This window comes from Saccharicrinis aurantiacus (genome assembly GCF_947489045.1).
Taxonomy (GTDB): domain Bacteria; phylum Bacteroidota; class Bacteroidia; order Bacteroidales; family Marinilabiliaceae; genus Saccharicrinis; species Saccharicrinis aurantiacus.
The window spans coordinates 1-17,985 of sequence record NZ_CANLCN010000030.1 but is presented as its reverse complement, the minus strand read 5'-3'; the positions used below and the strand labels follow the sequence as shown (position 1 = coordinate 17,985).

Sequence of the window (17,985 nt, the reverse complement as noted above, 5' to 3'; positions counted from 1 at the left end):
ATCATTGAATAATGTGTATGCATTATTCAATGGTTGCCTTTTAGTATTAAATTAATTAAGAAGTCGTTATATGGCATTCAGAAGAGATCAGAAAGTAAAAAATAGTTTTACAAAAATCTCTATCGGCTTAGCTTCACCTGAGGAAATTCTAGAGAGATCTAGTGGTGAGGTTCTTAAACCGGAGACCATCAATTATAGAACTTATAAACCAGAGCGAGATGGATTATTCTGTGAAAGAATATTCGGTCCTGTAAAGGATTATGAGTGTCACTGTGGTAAATATAAGAGAATAAGATATCGTGGTATCGTATGTGATCGATGCGGTGTTGAGGTTACAGAAAAGAAAGTGCGTCGTGAAAGAATGGGGCATATTTCTTTAGTTGTACCTGTTGCACATATCTGGTATTTTAAATCATTACCTAATAAAATTGGTTATTTATTAGGTTTACCAACAAAGAAATTAGATTCTATCATTTACTACGAAAGATATGTAGTAATACAGGCAGGTATTAAGTCTGAAGATGGAATTAGCTATATGGATTTCTTAACAGAAGAGGAATATCTTGATATTTTAGATACTCTTCCAAGAGAAAACCAACATCTTGAAGATGATGATCCAAATAAATTTATTGCTAAGATGGGTGCTGATGCACTTCATATGATCTTATCAAGAATTGATTTAGATGGATTGTCTTATGATTTAAGACATAAAGCAAATACTGAAACATCTCAACAACGTAAAAACGAGGCATTAAAACGTCTTCAAGTTGTTGAATCTTTCCGTGCATCAGTTGGTCGTAATCGTCCTGAGTGGATGATAGTAAAAGTAGTTCCGGTTATTCCACCAGAATTAAGACCTCTTGTGCCATTGGATGGTGGACGTTTTGCAACATCCGATTTAAATGATCTTTACCGTCGTGTAATTATCAGAAATAATCGTTTGAAAAGATTAATTGAAATCAAAGCTCCAGAAGTAATTTTACGTAATGAGAAACGTATGCTTCAAGAGTCTGTTGATTCATTATTCGATAACTCACGTAAGGCAAATGCAGTTAAAACAGATGCTAATAGACCTTTAAAGTCATTATCAGATAGTTTAAAAGGTAAGCAAGGACGTTTCCGTCAAAACTTACTTGGAAAAAGGGTTGATTATTCAGCGCGTTCTGTAATTGTTGTGGGACCAGAATTAAGAATGCATGAGTGTGGTATTCCTAAAAACATGGCTGCCGAGCTTTATAAGCCTTTCGTAATTCGTAAATTAATTGAAAGAGGAATTGTAAAAACAGTTAAGTCAGCTAAGAAGATTGTTGATAGAAAAGATCCTGTAGTTTGGGATATTCTTGAAAACGTAATTAAAGGTCATCCTGTGCTACTTAACCGTGCTCCAACTCTTCACCGTTTAGGTATACAAGCATTTCAACCTAAACTTATTGAGGGTAAAGCGATACAATTACATCCGTTAGCATGTTCTGCATTTAATGCCGATTTTGATGGTGACCAGATGGCCGTACACTTACCACTTGGTAATGCTGCTATATTGGAAGCACAAATGTTAATGTTAGGTTCTCAAAACATCTTGAACCCTGCGAATGGTGCTCCTATTACTGTACCATCTCAGGATATGGTTCTTGGTTTATACTATATGACTAAGAAACGTGAAGGTGCAAAAGGAGAAGGATTAAAATTCTACTCTCTTGAGGAAGTAAAAATTGCTTTTAACGAAGGCGGAGTAGATTTACATGCTGAAGTTGAAGTTAAAGGTTATGATTTGAATGAAGATGGCGTGCCTGAACTTCAAATGGTAAAATCAACTGTTGGTCGTATCTTATTTAATGAGTTTGCTCCACGCGAAGCAGGTTTCATTAATGACGTATTGACTAAAAAAGCATTACGTGATATTATTGGTCATGTACAGAAAACATGTGGTACACCACGTACTGCTGATTTCTTAGATGATATTAAGAATTTGGGGTATACAATGGCATTTGAAGGTGGACTTTCGTTTAACCTTGGTGATGTTATTATTCCTGATGAAAAAGCAACCTTAGTAGAAGGCGGTTATAATGAAGTTGAGGAAGTGAAGAATAACTATAATATGGGATTCATCACTTACAATGAACGTTACAACCAAATTATTGACATCTGGACGCATGTAAATGCCAAGTTAACGAATACGGTGATGAACCAATTAAGTTCTGACCGTCAAGGTTTCAACTCGGTATATATGATGCTTGATTCTGGAGCGAGGGGTTCTAAAGAACAGATTCGTCAGCTTTCAGGTATGAGGGGGCTTATGGCTAAACCTCAAAAGTCTGGTGCTGCAGGAGGACAGATTATTGAGAATCCAATTCTTTCTAACTTTAAGGAAGGACTATCTGTACTAGAGTACTTTATTTCTACTCACGGTGCGCGTAAAGGTCTTGCAGATACGGCTCTTAAAACTGCCGATGCTGGATACTTAACACGTCGTTTAGTTGATGTATCACAGGATGTTATTATTCAAGAAAATGACTGTGGTACCTTAAGAGGATTAATTGCTACAGATGTGAAGAATAACGAAGACATTGTAGCAACACTATATGAGCGAATTTTAGGTAGAGTTTCAGTTCACGATGTTTATCATCCTAATTCAGGAGATATCATTGTAACCTCGGGTGAAGAAATTGACGAGGTTATGGCAAAAGCTATTGACGAATCACCAATTGAGCGCGTAGAAATACGTTCTGTGCTAACTTGTGAATCTAAAAAAGGGGTTTGTGCCAAGTGTTATGGACGTAACCTTGCAACAGGAGCCTCTGTTCATATTGGTGAAGCAGTTGGTGTTATTGCAGCTCAATCTATTGGAGAGCCAGGTACGCAGCTTACACTTCGTACGTTCCACGTAGGGGGTACAGCTGGTAATATCTCTTCTGAGAATAACATTGTTGCAAAATACGATGGTATTCTTGAGTTTGAGGAGTTACGTACAGTTGCTAGTAAAGATGAAGAAGGTAGAAATGTTGATATGGTAATTGGTCGTTTGGCTGAATTGCGTATTATTGATAAGAATACAGGTATTGCATTAGCTAATCACCCAATCGGATATGGTTCTAAATTATTCGTTAAGAATGGCCAAGAAGTTAAAGCTGGTGAGCTGATTAGTGAGTGGGATCCATATAATGCAGTAATTATTTCAGAGAAAGCAGGTTCTGTTAGCTTTGATAATTTACTTGATGGTGTTACTTATAAAGAGGAATCTGATGAACAAACAGGTTTCCGTGAGAAAGTAATTATTGAAACTCGTGATAAAACGAAAAACCCGGCATTAAAGATTGTTGATGAGTCTGGAGAGGTATTGAAAACATTCAACTTACCCGTAGGAGCTCATATTTCTGTTGATGAAGGTGCTAAAGTTAAAACGGGAGAGATTGTTGCTAAGATACCAAGAGCTGTTGGTAAAGCAGGTGATATTACAGGGGGTCTTCCTCGTGTTACCGAGTTATTTGAGGCTCGTAACCCTTCACATCCAGCAGTTGTTTCTGAGATTGATGGTGAGGTTACTTTTGGTAAAATTAAACGTGGTAATCGCGAAATTATTGTTACCTCTAAGAATGGTCAAGTTAAGAAGTACTTAGTACCTCTTTCTAAACAAATCTTAGTTCAAGAGAACGATTACGTTCGTGCAGGTATTCCTTTATCGGATGGAGCTACAACTCCTTCAGATATTCTTCATATCATGGGACCTACAGCTGTACAAGAGTATATTGTAAATGAGGTTCAAGATGTATATCGTTTACAAGGTGTGAAAATTAATGATAAGCACTTTGAGATTATTGTGCGTCAGATGATGCGTAAGGTGGATATTGTTGATCCAGGTGATACTAAGTTCTTAGAGAAGCAGATTGTTGATAAGCTTGTATTTATGGAAGAGAATGATGGTATCTACGCTAAGAAGGTAGTAGTAGAGGCCGGAGATTCAGAGAACTTAAAAGCAGGTCAGATTGTAACAGCTCGTCGTTTAAGAGATGAAAATTCTCAATTAAAACGTAGAGATATGAAGTTAGTTGAAGCTAGAGATGCCGTACCAGCAACATCAAGTCAGGTGTTACAAGGTATTACGCGTGCTGCTCTTCAAACTAAGAGTTTCATGTCAGCTGCTTCCTTCCAGGAAACAACTAAAGTGCTTAATGAAGCTGCTATATCTGGTAAAGTTGACAAACTTGAAGGATTGAAGGAAAATGTGATCTGTGGTCACTTAATTCCAGCAGGTACAGGACAGCGTAGATTTAACAATCTAGTAGTTGGTTCTCAAGAGGAGTACGAAAAATTAACAAGTCGTGCTGAAGTTCAAGAAAATGAATAGATAAATATTTATTTACTATTATATTTGAGGGAAGTATTTTTATACTTCCCTTTTTTATTGATATAAACAGACATAAATATGGAAGATCAGAAAAAACAAAATCAATTGAATATCGAGTTAAACGATGAAGTAGCGCAAGGAACATATGCTAACCTTGCAGTTATTACGCACTCTACTTCAGAATTCGTTTTAGACTTTATACGAGTTATGCCTGGTATGCCTAAGGCTCAGGTGAAATCAAGAGTGGTTGTAACACCAGAACATGCCAAAAGGTTAATGCGTGCTTTACAAGATAATATCAGTAAATTTGAGTCGATGCATGGACCGATTAAAGATATTGATGGTGGTGGCCAGGCAGGAAATATTCCAATGAACTTCGGAACACCAGGACAAGCATAAAATATTAATAACAGGTTACCTATGCGGGTAGCCTGTTTTCAGTTAATCACTCTTCAATATGCGTTTTATATTATTTTTTCTTTTGTTATTTACTATTGCCTGTACTGCCCAAAATATTGATCATTTAAAGGTTGGTGCAGAATGTACAAGTAGTTATTATTCTTTATTAAGGGATAAAAATATTGGCTTGGTAGTTAATCAATCTTCGCTTGTAAATAATGAGCATTTAGTAGATGTATTATTAGAGAATAATTTTAGTATTGAATGTATATTTTCTCCAGAGCATGGATTTAGAGGAAAGGCCGATGCTGGTGAAAAAGTAAATAGCTCTATCGATGAGCAAACAGGAATTCCAATTGTATCATTGTACGGGAGTAATAAAAAGCCAAAACCTGATCAACTTGAAGGTATTGATATAGTACTATTTGATTTGCAAGATGTGGGGGTTCGGTTTTATACTTATATTAGTACAATGCATTATGTAATGGAAGCTTGCGCTGATAAGAATATTCCATTTATCGTGTTGGATAGGCCAAATCCCAATGGTGATTATTTCGATGGCCCTGTTTTAGAATCAGAATATAAATCTTTTGTTGGAATGCACCCTATTCCAATAGTACATGGTTTAACTGTTGGAGAATTAGCGATGATGATTAATGGAGAATCATGGTTATCCGATAGCTTAACATGTGATTTAAGTGTGATAAAGATGAAAGGATGGAATCATAGTACAAAGTACAAATTACCCATTAAGCCTTCTCCAAATTTACCAAACTATAATTCCATACGTTTATATCCTTCTTTATGCTTATTTGAGCCAACTCAAATTAGTATAGGCAGAGGAACCTATTCTCCTTTTGAAATAATTGGTTTTCCAAACTCAAGTATTGGCGATTATACTTTCACACCCCAGAGTATTGATGGGATGTCGAAATATCCTAAACATGAGAATGTAGAATGTAATGGTTTTGATTTACGAAATAGTTCAAATCAGTCAACTTTCTCTTTAGATTACCTTCTTCAATTTTACAGAGCTTATCCTGATAAGAGTGAATTCTTCACTAACAAACGTTTCTTTAATTTATTAGTTGGTAATTCAAGTTTAATACAACAATTAAAAGAAGGTAAAAGCGAATTAGAGATACGAGCTTCTTGGCAGGATGACCTTTCAAATTATTCGAAGCTTCGCGATAAATATCTATTGTATCCGAAAGAATAGCTTTTAGTACCGCTTTAACGAACATTATTCCATCTATTTAGATTGGATATATATTGTTATATACTAACATTTGCTTTTTGTTTTCTTACTGATAGAATGTAAATTTATGAGTATTAAAGAAATAATTCTTTAATAAAGTTTACATCTATCTATGACTATAAAAGAAATTATAGAGGTAACTGGGGCTCAACTGATCTGTGGCGAATCTAATATTGATAATATTATAGAATTTGCCTTCTCAAGTGATCTGATGAGTGATGTACTTACGCAAGATTCGGATCATGTATTACTTATTACAGGACTATCAAATTTACAGACCATCCGAACTGCAGAAATGGCTGATATCAATTATATTTTGATTGTTAGAGGTAAAGCTATTTCCAACGATATGATTCGTCTCGCTGAAGAAAATCATATCTCATTATTACAATCAGATTTATCGATGTTTCATATATCGGGTTTATTATATGCACATGAGTTAAAACCAATATTTTAGCCTTATGATGCGCACTAATTATAACGTTGAAGGAGGAGATTTTACCAAAGCCGGTAATGTTGCTAGTTGTGTGAAAAAAACATTGAAGCAGTTAAACGTGAATGCCAAAATTATTAAACGAGTTGTTATTGCTTTATATGAGGCAGAGGTGAATATTGTGGCTCATGCTTATCAAGGTCATGTTACTATAGATATAGATGATCAATATATTACAATGTTGCTTAAGGATGAAGGACCAGGAATAGAAGATATTGATTTAGCAATGACTCAGGGATTCTCAACAGCTTCGGCCAAGGTTAGAGAAATGGGCTTTGGTGCAGGAATGGGGTTGCCAAATATTAAAAAAAACGTGGATGAACTTACTCTTGAGAGTGAAATTAATTTAGGAACTACTCTTTGTTTAAAAGTTAAGTTGACAGAATAAAGGAAAACGATTAGAGTGCAAATTCATTAATTATAAGGTATGAATGAGCAATATACATATCATGCAATAAAGGTTGACCATAATGTATGTTACGGTTGTACCCATTGTATGCATGTATGTCCTACAAACTCAATTCGAGTTAATAATGGTAAAGCGCATATACTTATAGATAAGTGTATCGATTGTGGTGAATGCTTGAAAAATTGCCCAGTAAATGCCATTTATGTCGATCAAGATGACTTTAGTAATATCTACGAGTATAAGTATCGTGTAGCTCTCGTACCAGCGGTTCTTACAGGTCAGTTTCCGACCAATATTAGCGAAGAAGAGATTTTTGGTGAGATGAATAAATTGGGCTTCACTCATGTATACCATGCGGAAGATATGGCTCCGGTAATTAAAGAGCTGATTAACTACCAAATTTCGGAAGACACAGATAAGCCACTTATTTCTACTTTTTGCCCTGCTGTAGTACGTCTTATTCAAGTAAAGTTTCCGCTCTTGTTACCGCACTTAGTAGATACATTACCCCCAATTGATGCATCGGCTATTTATTATCGAAAATTATTGGTTGAAGAAGGGATACCCGAAAACGAAATCGGGATATTTTATATAACACCATGTGCAGCTAAAATAGCATCTATTAAGAATAATTTGTCATCGAGTAATTCAAATATTAATGGGGTTATTAATATGAGTTTCTTGTACAACCGTATTTATGGTGCCATTAAAAATAATAATTCGTGCACTACAAAAAATCCTTTATTGTCTGAGCTCACTCAGGATAGCATAAAATGGAGTTTGTCGCGCGGTGAACTTAGTCAGATTGATGGGACAGGTTTAGCCGTTGATGAAATTAATAATGTGATTGAGTTTCTGGAGTTGCTTGAGAATGGAGAGGTACCTGAACTGGACTTCCTAGAGTTGAGAACTTGTGACCAAGGTTGCGCTGGTGGTGCTCTTTTGCAAGGGAATCGTTTTTTAACGGTAGAGCGAATTAAAACACGAGTTAAAAAGCTAAAGATAAATTCTTTCCAAGAGTCATATTGGGATAAATGTAAAGACGTATTTAATAATAAAGCCTGTTTGAAATATGAGGTTAAGGAGGCAAAACCGGCAGTTTTAGATAAAGATTTTTCTAAAGCTCTTAAAAAGATGGAGCGCATCAGAGATCTTATGTGCTTTTTACCCGGAATAGATTGTGGTGCCTGTGGGTCGCCGAGTTGTCAAACTCTGGCTGAAGATATAGTGCAAGGGCATTCAAACCTATCAAATTGCGTGTTTTTGCAACGGATGATGGAAAAGAAAAGGAAACTTCACAGCGATCATGCCATTCGTATAATTGAAGGAACATGGGGTAAAGATAGATTAGATAAGGACTGTAAAAAGAAAGGAGCAAAAAATGAAGATATCTGAAGTGGTAGATCAGTTGAATTTGAAAGTTTTTTCGGGATATAAAGGCCTACATAAAGAAATATTAGGAGCATATACCTCAGATCTGTTAAGTGATGTAATGGGAAACTTAAACGAAGGTTATATATGGATAACACTACAAACCCATCAGAATATAATGGCGGTATCCTCATTAAAAGATGCATCTGCTATACTTATGGTGAAGGGATTAAGTCCGGAGGCAAGCACAATTAAAATGAGTGAAGAGGAAGGTATCCCGATTTTAGGAACAGAATTAGAGACTTTTGAAATATCGGGTAAATTATTCATGCTACTTAATCAATAACAATTGAAATGAAGAATTATCGGGCCGATTTACATATTCATACAGTGCTATCTCCTTGTGCTAGTTTAGATATGAGTCCTGATAACATTATAAAAGAAGCAATAAAAAAGAAGCTTGATATAATTGGAATAACAGATCATAATTCAACCAAACAATGCAAAGTAGTTGATGTACTAGGAAAGAAAAATGGTATAAAAGTTCTTTTAGGAGTTGAAGTTAGCAGTAAAGAGGAGGTACACTGCTTGGCTTATTTTGAGAGTTACACAGAATTGGCTTTATTTCAAGAATATATAGATCAACATTTGCCCTACATAAAAAATCAATCCAAAAAGTTTGGTGATCAGGTATGGGTAAATCAGTTTAATGAGATAATTGGCATTGAAGAACGCTTACTAATAGTTGGTTTAAAGCAAACCATTGACGAGATAGCAATTAAGGTAAAAGAGCTTAGCGGTATTTTTATTCCGGCTCATATTAATAAGGCTCGTAATAGCTTAATCAGTCAATTGGGATTTATGCCAACAAATTTGTCAGTAAACGCTATCGAGGTTTTTAAAGGTACTGATATCGATGCTTTATGTAAGCTGCACAAATGGGCAGCTCAGTATAGCATACTTACAAACTCAGATGCGCATGAATTGCAACAGATAGGACAAAATTGTAATAACATACAGCTTGAAGCTCCAACGTTTCAAGCCATAAAAGAAACTTTAAAGAAAGGTTTATGAGAGATTTATCTATGCATATTTTAGATATTGTTGGTAACTCAGTAAGAGCAAAATCTACAGAAGTTAAAATCATATTGATGGAGGATATGGATTATGATATTCTCAGCTTGAGAATTGAAGACAATGGGTGTGGAATGAGTGAAGCTACCATTAAAAAGGCAATGGATCCCTTCTTTACTTCCCGAAAAACCCGTAAAGTAGGTCTTGGTATTCCTTTGTTGCAGCAAAATGCAGAGTTAACAAATGGTGGGATAACTATTGAATCTGAAATAGGTAAAGGAACTCAACTAACTGCTGTGTTTGTACGCTCGCATATCGACAGGCCGCCATTAGGCGATATTGCAGATACCATCGCTTTGATAATCTCCGGTAATCCGAATGTAAATATTATTTATTCTCATTCCTTTAATGATGAAAAGTACATTTTAACTACAAAGGAAATTATTAACTCTTTAGAGAATGTGTCAATTTCTCATCCTAAAATAAACCAATTTATAAAGCAAATGATTGAAGAGAACCTTGAATTGATAGGTGTTGAATTATAAAAAAAATCTACATTAAATACCCAAAGGATATGGCAAAAGTTAAAACACTAGAAGATTTGAAAAGGATGCGAGAATCCTTGCAATCGGAGCTAAGTCTGAGAGAGAACAGTGATACCCCCGAAAAGCTGGTGCAAATTAAAGTATCCATGGCTACATGTGGTATTGCTTCAGGAGCCAAAGAAACCATGAGCTTTATAATGGAGGAGCTATATAGGCGAAAGATAGATGCCGTGGTAACACAAACCGGATGTATGGGCTATTGCCACTCCGAACCTACCATTGAGGTACAACTTCCGGGAGCTGATCCGGTGGTATACGGAAATGTAAAAAAAGAGCGAGCCCAATTAATCATCGATCAACATATTATTGCCGGTAAATTGGTCGATGGTATTATTCCAGGCATTTATTCTACACCAGATAACAAATAACCTTATGGCTAAATTCAAAAATCATATATTGGTTTGTGCGGGAACAGGATGTAGAGCTTCTGAAGGAGAAGAGATTGTACAGGAATTAAAAGCGGCCGTAAGTCAAAATCAATTAGAAAATGAAGTTCAGGTTGTGCGTACAGGGTGTTTCGGCTTTTGTGAAAAGGGGCCTATTGTAAAAATGATACCCGACAATACTTTCTATACGCAAGTTAAAACCGCAGATGCAAAAGAAATAGTAGAAGAGCATATTATAAAGGGCCGACAAGTTCAGCGTTTGTTGTACGAGAATCCCGAAGATGCTACCCGCATTTCCGATTCTAAGCATATGGACTTCTATAAAAAGCAAATCAGAATAGCACTTCGCAACTGTGGCTTTATCAATCCCGAGAATATTAACGAGTATGTAGCACGTGATGGCTACGCAGCATTGGGTAAGGTAATTACTGAGATGACACCCGAGGACTGTATTGCTATTATTAAGCAATCAGGTTTGCGAGGTCGTGGAGGGGGAGGTTTCCCAACGGGTTTAAAATGGGAAATCACTAATAAGGTTGAAAGTGTAGAAAAGTATGTGGTATGTAATGCCGATGAGGGAGACCCGGGAGCATTCATGGATCGCTCTATACTTGAAGGCGATCCACATTCAGTGCTCGAAGCTATGGCTATTTGTGGCTATTGTATTAAAGCATCTGTTGGCCTTATTTATATCAGAGCCGAATACCCACTGGCCATTCAGCGATTAAAAATAGCCATTGAGCAAGCACGAGACCTTGGAGTAATAGGAGATAATATTTTCGGAACAGAATTTAGTTTCGATGTAAAAATACGTTACGGAGCTGGTGCTTTTGTGTGTGGCGAAGAAACATCTCTGATACAATCTATGGAAGGCCTGCGCGGTGAACCAACAGTAAAGCCACCCTTTCCATCGGTAAAAGGTTATAAGGGTAAGCCCACCAATGTAAATAACGTAGAAACCTTTGCCAACGTTCCGGTAATTATTAATAAAGGTGCTGCTTGGTTTGCATCCATTGGAACAGAAAAGAGCAAAGGAACCAAAGTTTTTGCCCTGGCCGGGAAAATTAATAATGTTGGTTTAATCGAGGTCCCTATGGGTACCACTTTGCGTGAGGTAATATTCGATATTGGTGGAGGTATAAAAGATGGGAAAAAGTTTAAGTCGGTTCAAACTGGTGGGCCATCAGGCGGATGCCTTACAGAGAAACATTTAGATGTACCCATTGATTACGATAATCTATTAGACTCGGGTTCAATGATGGGATCGGGCGGTATGATTGTAATGGATGAGGACGACTGTATGGTATCCGTAGCTAAGTTCTATCTCGATTTTACAGTAGAAGAATCCTGCGGCAAATGTGCGCCTTGCCGTATAGGCAATAAGCGTTTGTATGAAATTCTCGACAAAATTACCAAGGGAAAAGCTCAGTTTGAGGATCTGGATAATCTACGTAACCTAGCTAATGTAATTAAGGATACCTCCTTATGTGGACTAGGGCAAACTTCGCCAAATCCGGTATTGTCAACAATGGATAACTTCCCCGAAGAATATCTAGCTCATGTTCATCAAGGGAAATGCCCCGCCAAGCAATGTAAAGCTTTAAAAGAATATATAATAAATGCCGAAACATGTGTAGGATGTACCTTGTGTTCTCATGTTTGTCCGGTTAATGCAATTACGGGCGATAAAAAACAGCCTCACCTAATCAATGCCCAATTGTGTATAAAGTGCGGTGCATGTTTTGCCAAATGTAAGTTTGGAGCCATCAGTATTCAGTAATGATTGAGTTCTATTAACTGGACAGCCTTGAATTTTTGCGATGAGCTCAACAATATTGGGTAGTAACTAAGAGCTAATAACTAACAACTAAAAGTTATGAGTCAAATAAAATTAACTATAGATAATAAAACAGTGCAAGTAGCCCAAGGCACAAGCATTGTTGATGCAGCCAAGCAGATAGGCGTTAATATACCCACGCTTTGCCACATGAAACTTGAGCATGTAGGTTATGAGAATAAACCTGGCGGATGCCGTATATGTGTAGTTGAGTTAGAAGGTCGTAAAAACCTAGCCCCAGCCTGCAAAACCATATGTACCGAAGGTATGCAAGTAAGCACACATACATTGCGTGTAATAAATGCACGCCGTACAGTAATGGAACTCATCTTGTCCGATCATCCTGCCGAGTGCCTTACCTGTGTTAAAAGCGGTAAGTGCGATTTACAAACACGAGCTCAAGAACTGGGCATACGCGAAATCCCTTATCAGGGCGAGCAATCAAAATATAAAGAAGATAAGTCGCCAGCCATTATACGCGATATGGACAAGTGTATTATGTGCCGTCGTTGCGAAATGATGTGCAAACAAGTACAAACTGTGGGCTGCCTATCGGCCATTAATCGAGGCTTCGAGTCGGTGGTAGCACCCGCCTTCGAAATGGATTTAGAACAATCCACCTGCACCTACTGCGGGCAGTGTGTGGCCGTTTGTCCAACCGGAGCACTATCCGAAATCGATAATACTCGCAAGGTAATTGCCGCCTTGGTAAACCCCAATAAAACAGTAATAGTACAAACCGCTCCGGCAGTTCGCGCTGCCTTGGGCGAAGAGTTCGGACTAGAACCCGGCACCCTAGTAACTGGTAAAATGGTTTCGGCACTCAAAAAAATAGGCTTCGATAAAGTGTTCGATACCGACTTTGCCGCCGACCTCACCATAATGGAAGAAGGAACCGAGCTATTAAACCGCCTACAAAAACATTTGGCAGGCGATAAAAATGTAAAACTTCCCATATTAACATCGTGCTGCCCGGGCTGGGTTAACTTTTTTGAGACCAACTACCCCGATATGCTCGATGTGCCATCCACCGCCAAATCGCCACAGCAAATGTTTGGTGCCATTGCCAAAACCTATTTAGCTGAGCAAATGAAGCTAAAACGCGAAGATCTTGTGGTGGTTTCAGTAATGCCCTGCTTGGCTAAAAAGTACGAGTCGCAGCGCAAGGAGTTTCAAGTAAATGGTAATCCCGATGTTGATTTATCCATCACCACACGCGAGCTGTCGCAAATGATAAAAGGAACCAATCTAAATTTTAACGAACTACATAACGAAGAATTTGATAATCCAATGGGCGAATCTACCGGAGCAGGTGTTATATTTGCCAACACTGGTGGCGTAATTGAAGCAGCTGTGCGCACCGCCTACGAGTTACATACCCAAAAGACCCTTGAGAAAGTCGACTTTCATGAACTCCGCGGTTTCGAAGGTATTCGTTCGGCAACGGTCGATTTCGATGGATTTCCTCTAAAAATAGGTATCGCCCACGGTTTAGGACATGCACGTCAGTTGCTCAATGAGGTAAAAGCAGGCACATCCACCTTTCACGCCATCGAAATAATGGCCTGTCCAGGTGGATGCATCGGTGGGGCAGGGCAGCCTTACCACCATGGAGATACTAATATTTTAAAGCAAAGGGCAGCAGCAATTTATCGCGAAGATGCAGGAAAAGCCATACGCAAATCGCATCAAAACCCTTTTATCATCAAGTTGTACGATGAGTTTTTAGGAGAGCCATGTGGCGAAAAGGCGCATAAATTATTGCACACACATTACTTTGATAAAAAGCCTAAAGTGAAATAGAGTAAAGACTAAGAGATGACAAAAATAAAATTAGCAGATAGTAAAGTAACAGAACTCAAACAAGTTTGTGCTAAATTCGATAATCAGAAAAACGAACTCATCAACATCCTACACGGAGCACAAGAATTGTTTGGTTACCTACCCGCCGAAGTGCAAGAAATAATCGCACAGCAACTCAGCGTTGATGTGGCTCACGTATATGGCGTAGTCACCTTTTACTCCTTCTTTAGCATGTCGCCTAAGGGCGAGCACCCCATTTCAGTATGTATGGGAACCGCGTGCTACGTGCGTGGTGCCGAAAAAGTCCTCGATGAGTTTAAGCGCATCCTAAACGTAAAAATAGGCGAAACCACACCCGATGGCAAATTCTCCGTCAGTAGCCTTCGTTGTGTAGGCGCCTGCGGTTTGGCACCCGTAGTAACCGTTGGCAGTAAAGTATATGGCCGTGTCACCATCGAAGAAGTGCAACAAATAATCAACGAATATCAATAAAACATAAGCTAATTCGCACAAAATATAAATATCAACTATTGCCATGCAAACTGTATTTGTGTGGCAATTTTGTATTCAACTCATATCATGGCGTGCCCCTTCGGGTCAGGCTTTTCACTGCTACTCCTCGCTTCGTTCCTTCGCTGTGGGGTATTCGTTGCAATCCTTCACGCTCCGTCTTTGAAGCTTTAGCAGAGTAATTTTGGTAAGTAGCGTTTTAGTTCAGTTCCATAAGCTGAGTTTATTCTAATACCAACTTATGGTAATATTGGTATAAGCCACTAAACTTCAATTTACATTTCAAATTATCTATTAGAACATCATAATACTACAGAAATCTATTATAAATTTAACAATAATCAATATCAGTTATGTTTAATCTTGAGTCGTGTTTTTAGCTTTGTTAATCGGTTTTTTTTCATTTCTTTCACTAATTATTGGTCATATTTATAATGCAACTCATCAAAAATATCTTTTTAGCTGTATTTTATTTAATTTTTTTTCTTAGAACCTATAAGTTGTTGTTTTGTTTCGCTGTAACTATCTGATAAACAAGTGTTGTTTGTGTGTGTGAAAACGGACAGGTGCATTTTTAAAAATGCACCTGTCCGTTTTTGAAAATGCACCTGACGAAAAATGAAAATGCACCTGTCCATTTTTTAAAATAGTACTGAGGTAAAATAAAAACCCTCCTTAAGATGTCAAAAAAGCTCCTTATTCATTAATTAGTATGTAGTTGAGCGACTATGTTTTGTTTAGAATCGCTTTAAATAACAGAATTGATTTTAGTTTAACAATAAACTATATTATCTTCGAGTGTCTTTAGAATCAAATATCTATTAATCACAAAAAAAACTTAATCATGGATTACAAAGTAGTTACCAAACCCATTCCTGGGAAACCAGAACTTCCTAAAAAGCATTATGCTACCATTGTACGGCCAAAAAATGTTACTCTTGATGTATTAGCCAAACGAATCTCTGAAGTATCTCCGGTAAATGAGCTTGATACACAAACAACATTAGTAGCTTTCACAAAAATATTACCCGAATTTTTAAAAGAGGGAGCAACTGTTGAACTAGGCGATCTAGGCCGATTTATGGTTAATATTAGTAGCGCAGGTGCTGATACAGAAGAGGAATTTAAAAAAGACTTAATAAAAAGTAATAAAATAAGTTATCAGCCAAGTACGTCTGTTAAAAAAGAAATGAAATACGTAGAGTATACTAAAGTAATTTAGTTTGGTGGGTTAAGGTTAGGTAAAAGTCATTCCGAAAGGGATGGCTTTTTTTTGTGCAAAAAAAGTTGGAGTTAACTTACGAATAAGCACATAAAAAAAGGGATTTCAACCGTTGTTGAATCCCTTTCTTTTAACCTAAACCCTAATCTATGAAAAAAAACTTCTTATGTCTTACTTTGAGGTGAGTTTTAAAGAGGGAATGTTTTAGAAACATTCCCATCTTATAACCTAAACCCTAACCTAATCTATGAAAAACTCTCTTGCTCTTCGGTATGGAATATTGCAAAGTGTGTGCCAAATTTTTCAAGAATTGAAATAATTTATCTTAAACCAACTTTTTTTCTAAAAATTAATATGGTGCATAATAAAGTATCAGTCAATTGTTAAAAAAAGATCGTGTGTAATGCTTGTCTGTAGGTTAAAATAGTTAATTCCGTTATTGGTTATATTGTGTACTTAGATTAATATATTTGCGCAAAATTATAGAAGCAATTTTAACTAACACATTAACTACAATGCGTAAATTACTATTAATTGTATTTGTATTACTAATGCAATTACAACTTGAAGCAAAAAAAACAGAGAACCGACTTTTACTGAATACACCGAGCGATAGTCTTGTTTTTATGTTTTATATGAATGCCTCAGAAATACAATCCGACTCGTTATATCAGGTCTTTGGTAAAGAGATTGGAGAAGAACAGCAAAAGCTGCTTGAGCAGTTTAGCGAATTAAATATCTATGCACAAATGTACGAGGCTCACATGGCTCTTACAGTAAACTTTAAAGCATCTAAGGAATTTGATTTAGAGTTCATGAAATCTAGCTTATCCGATCTGGATTTATCAATAACAGGCATGCAAGGTAACTTTATTACACTTCAGGGGGATGGAGAAAACAAGCGATATGCTTATTTATATACAGGAAATCAATATGCTACCTTAAAGATCTTCACACCATATTCTTATATCAGTCAAGATATAAGAACTCAAGTAACTGAACTCTATGGTTTATTAGATAAGCCTAACATGGATTATGAAGATAGAAATGTTATTTATGATAAGATTGATTCATTAAAAGTGTTGGATGATGCATATGTTGAACCATTCTTCACCGCTTTGATTCAATCCGATAAAACGCGTTTATCCAATGGTGAAGATATACAATCGGTGAAGCGACCAATAAAGTTTAAACAAGAGATTCAAAATAATCCAATTGTTTCTTATGTGAAGAATGATGAAATATGGAGAATTACTTATTTCGGTGGAATAGCTTTGGCTGGTAAAGATATGTTTGGAAGTTTTTCATCAAATTATGATGATTTTAAAAGGGCAATGGCCATCTATAATATATTTGATGAAACATGGTATACTGCTAAGTCAACAAATGATGGGGTAGAGCTAGCACAAATTTCTAGCAATAAAAATCGTAAGCAAAATTTATATACAAATATCGATAGTAAGATGTTACAATATATTGCGTCTTCAGATTCAGCTAATCTGGCAACCTATAGTATAGATGCTTTAAATCTGAGAGAGATTTTGTACGATTATTACGTAACCGATTATGACAAAGAATTAAAATTGGGCAAATTAGCAATGCTGGCATTAGATGATGACGTAGTTAAGATGTTAAATAACTTTTTAATATCGGGAAATTTTGTAAAGACTAGTTATTACGGAAAAGAACTACATTTTAAGGCAGTGTTAAAAATGCCAAATCAGCAAAAAGGGAAGCGCCTATTAGATCTTTTATGTAAAGAATTTGAAATATTGCAAAAACTAGAGGAGGATACCTATGTTTTCGTAGAACAAAGTCTTACAGAAAAACCTATTTATTTAGTTATTGATAACGAATATTGGATTGCAGGAACTCATTCTGCAGATGAGCTAAAGCAAAAGAATAAGAATTATAAAACTAGTTTTCCTGATTTGTTAAATAAAAAACTTTCAAGCTATATTTTGCTTAGGCAAGATATCCTAGGTGTTAAAGAGGGAATTGATAACGTGAAAATACAATTAGAGCTAGTGGATAGTAAAACAGTGAAAACAACTTATAAACTCAAATTTAGCGATCAATTTAGTAATTAACTATCTAGGTTGTAATCAAAATTAATTATTTCTCAGAAGACTTATTTTTATACTCAGGTATGGATGTAAGTCTTCTTTGTTTTAGATTAAAATAGAAATACATTTTTAAGCATAAAAAAAGGGATTTCAACCGTTGTTGAATCCCTTTCTTTTAACCTAAACCCTAATCTATGAAAAAAAACTTCT

General features: G+C 36.5%; 15 protein-coding genes. All 15 read left to right on the top strand.

Features of this window, described 5'->3' with window-relative positions; translation table 11 throughout:
- Nucleotides 1–70 precede the first annotated feature (70 nt).
- The 15 genes from rpoC (at nucleotide 71) to QMO11_RS20710 (ending at nucleotide 17,799) form a co-directional block, all read left to right on the top strand.
- Nucleotides 71–4,342: a DNA-directed RNA polymerase subunit beta' gene (gene rpoC / locus QMO11_RS20780; protein WP_282039790.1), complete on the top strand. Its 4,272-nt coding sequence runs from the start codon at nucleotides 71–73 to the stop codon at nucleotides 4,340–4,342.
- 78 nt (nucleotides 4,343–4,420) lie between these two features.
- Complete coding sequence (locus QMO11_RS20775; protein ID WP_282039789.1) at nucleotides 4,421–4,741, top strand: DUF3467 domain-containing protein; 321 nt, start codon at nucleotides 4,421–4,423, stop codon at nucleotides 4,739–4,741.
- 58 nt (nucleotides 4,742–4,799) lie between these two features.
- Nucleotides 4,800–5,960, top strand: coding sequence for an exo-beta-N-acetylmuramidase NamZ family protein (locus QMO11_RS20770; RefSeq protein ID WP_282039788.1), 1,161 nt, complete (start codon nucleotides 4,800–4,802; stop codon nucleotides 5,958–5,960).
- 151 nt (nucleotides 5,961–6,111) lie between these two features.
- Nucleotides 6,112–6,456 carry a DRTGG domain-containing protein gene (locus tag QMO11_RS20765; RefSeq protein WP_282039787.1) on the top strand — a complete coding sequence of 115 codons (345 nt, stop codon included), beginning with the start codon at nucleotides 6,112–6,114 and terminating at the stop codon, nucleotides 6,454–6,456.
- A 4-nt stretch (nucleotides 6,457–6,460) separates the two neighbouring features.
- Complete coding sequence (locus QMO11_RS20760) at nucleotides 6,461–6,880, top strand: ATP-binding protein (RefSeq protein ID WP_282039786.1); 420 nt, start codon at nucleotides 6,461–6,463, stop codon at nucleotides 6,878–6,880.
- Between the two features lie 39 nt (nucleotides 6,881–6,919).
- The gene (locus QMO11_RS20755) at nucleotides 6,920–8,296 is read left to right on the top strand and encodes a [Fe-Fe] hydrogenase large subunit C-terminal domain-containing protein (protein ID WP_282039785.1); all 1,377 of its coding nucleotides are present in this window, start codon (nucleotides 6,920–6,922) and stop codon (nucleotides 8,294–8,296) included.
- Nucleotides 8,283–8,618 carry a DRTGG domain-containing protein gene (locus QMO11_RS20750; protein ID WP_075602235.1) on the top strand — a complete coding sequence of 112 codons (336 nt, stop codon included), beginning with the start codon at nucleotides 8,283–8,285 and terminating at the stop codon, nucleotides 8,616–8,618. Before QMO11_RS20755 ends, QMO11_RS20750 begins: the two co-directional genes overlap by 14 nt.
- Nucleotides 8,619–8,626: 8 nt before the next feature.
- Nucleotides 8,627–9,346 carry a PHP domain-containing protein gene (locus QMO11_RS20745; RefSeq protein WP_282039784.1) on the top strand — a complete coding sequence of 240 codons (720 nt, stop codon included), beginning with the start codon at nucleotides 8,627–8,629 and terminating at the stop codon, nucleotides 9,344–9,346.
- Nucleotides 9,343–9,891, top strand: coding sequence for an ATP-binding protein (locus QMO11_RS20740; RefSeq protein WP_075602237.1), 549 nt, complete (start codon nucleotides 9,343–9,345; stop codon nucleotides 9,889–9,891). The genes QMO11_RS20745 and QMO11_RS20740 overlap by 4 nt, the downstream gene beginning before the upstream one ends.
- A 29-nt stretch (nucleotides 9,892–9,920) precedes the next feature.
- On the top strand, nucleotides 9,921–10,319 hold the full coding sequence (locus QMO11_RS20735; protein WP_075602238.1) for a (2Fe-2S) ferredoxin domain-containing protein: 399 nt from the start codon (nucleotides 9,921–9,923) through the stop codon (nucleotides 10,317–10,319).
- A gap of 4 nt (nucleotides 10,320–10,323) precedes the next feature.
- Nucleotides 10,324–12,117, top strand: a complete 1,794-nt coding sequence (locus QMO11_RS20730) for an NADH-ubiquinone oxidoreductase-F iron-sulfur binding region domain-containing protein (protein WP_282039783.1) — start codon at nucleotides 10,324–10,326, stop codon at nucleotides 12,115–12,117.
- Nucleotides 12,118–12,213: 96 nt separating this feature from the next.
- Nucleotides 12,214–13,977: an NADH-dependent [FeFe] hydrogenase, group A6 gene (locus QMO11_RS20725; protein ID WP_282039782.1), complete on the top strand. Its 1,764-nt coding sequence runs from the start codon at nucleotides 12,214–12,216 to the stop codon at nucleotides 13,975–13,977.
- A gap of 15 nt (nucleotides 13,978–13,992) precedes the next feature.
- On the top strand, nucleotides 13,993–14,469 hold the full coding sequence (locus QMO11_RS20720; RefSeq protein WP_075602241.1) for an NADH-quinone oxidoreductase subunit NuoE family protein: 477 nt from the start codon (nucleotides 13,993–13,995) through the stop codon (nucleotides 14,467–14,469).
- A gap of 862 nt (nucleotides 14,470–15,331) precedes the next feature.
- Nucleotides 15,332–15,709, top strand: coding sequence for an HU family DNA-binding protein (locus tag QMO11_RS20715; protein WP_282039781.1), 378 nt, complete (start codon nucleotides 15,332–15,334; stop codon nucleotides 15,707–15,709).
- A 515-nt stretch (nucleotides 15,710–16,224) separates the two neighbouring features.
- Nucleotides 16,225–17,799, top strand: a complete 1,575-nt coding sequence (locus tag QMO11_RS20710) for a hypothetical protein (protein WP_282039780.1) — start codon at nucleotides 16,225–16,227, stop codon at nucleotides 17,797–17,799.
- The last annotated feature ends 186 nt before the right edge of the window (nucleotides 17,800–17,985 follow it).

Bases quoted from the DNA above. Each gene is read 5' to 3' on its own strand.
- QMO11_RS20765 (WP_282039787.1), top strand. From the start codon at position 6,112: ATGACTATAAAAGAAATTATAGAGGTAACTGGGGCTCAACTGATCTGT.
- QMO11_RS20760 (WP_282039786.1), top strand. From the start codon at position 6,461: ATGATGCGCACTAATTATAACGTTGAAGGAGGAGATTTTACCAAAGCC.
- QMO11_RS20715 (WP_282039781.1), top strand. From the start codon at position 15,332: ATGGATTACAAAGTAGTTACCAAACCCATTCCTGGGAAACCAGAACTT.
- QMO11_RS20770 (WP_282039788.1), top strand. From the start codon at position 4,800: ATGCGTTTTATATTATTTTTTCTTTTGTTATTTACTATTGCCTGTACT.
- QMO11_RS20725 (WP_282039782.1), top strand. From the start codon at position 12,214: ATGAGTCAAATAAAATTAACTATAGATAATAAAACAGTGCAAGTAGCC.
- QMO11_RS20755 (WP_282039785.1), top strand. From the start codon at position 6,920: ATGAATGAGCAATATACATATCATGCAATAAAGGTTGACCATAATGTA.
- rpoC (WP_282039790.1), top strand. From the start codon at position 71: ATGGCATTCAGAAGAGATCAGAAAGTAAAAAATAGTTTTACAAAAATC.
- QMO11_RS20740 (WP_075602237.1), top strand. From the start codon at position 9,343: ATGAGAGATTTATCTATGCATATTTTAGATATTGTTGGTAACTCAGTA.
- QMO11_RS20745 (WP_282039784.1), top strand. From the start codon at position 8,627: ATGAAGAATTATCGGGCCGATTTACATATTCATACAGTGCTATCTCCT.
- QMO11_RS20710 (WP_282039780.1), top strand. From the start codon at position 16,225: ATGCGTAAATTACTATTAATTGTATTTGTATTACTAATGCAATTACAA.
- QMO11_RS20720 (WP_075602241.1), top strand. From the start codon at position 13,993: ATGACAAAAATAAAATTAGCAGATAGTAAAGTAACAGAACTCAAACAA.
- QMO11_RS20750 (WP_075602235.1), top strand. From the start codon at position 8,283: ATGAAGATATCTGAAGTGGTAGATCAGTTGAATTTGAAAGTTTTTTCG.
- QMO11_RS20730 (WP_282039783.1), top strand. From the start codon at position 10,324: ATGGCTAAATTCAAAAATCATATATTGGTTTGTGCGGGAACAGGATGT.
- QMO11_RS20735 (WP_075602238.1), top strand. From the start codon at position 9,921: ATGGCAAAAGTTAAAACACTAGAAGATTTGAAAAGGATGCGAGAATCC.
- QMO11_RS20775 (WP_282039789.1), top strand. From the start codon at position 4,421: ATGGAAGATCAGAAAAAACAAAATCAATTGAATATCGAGTTAAACGAT.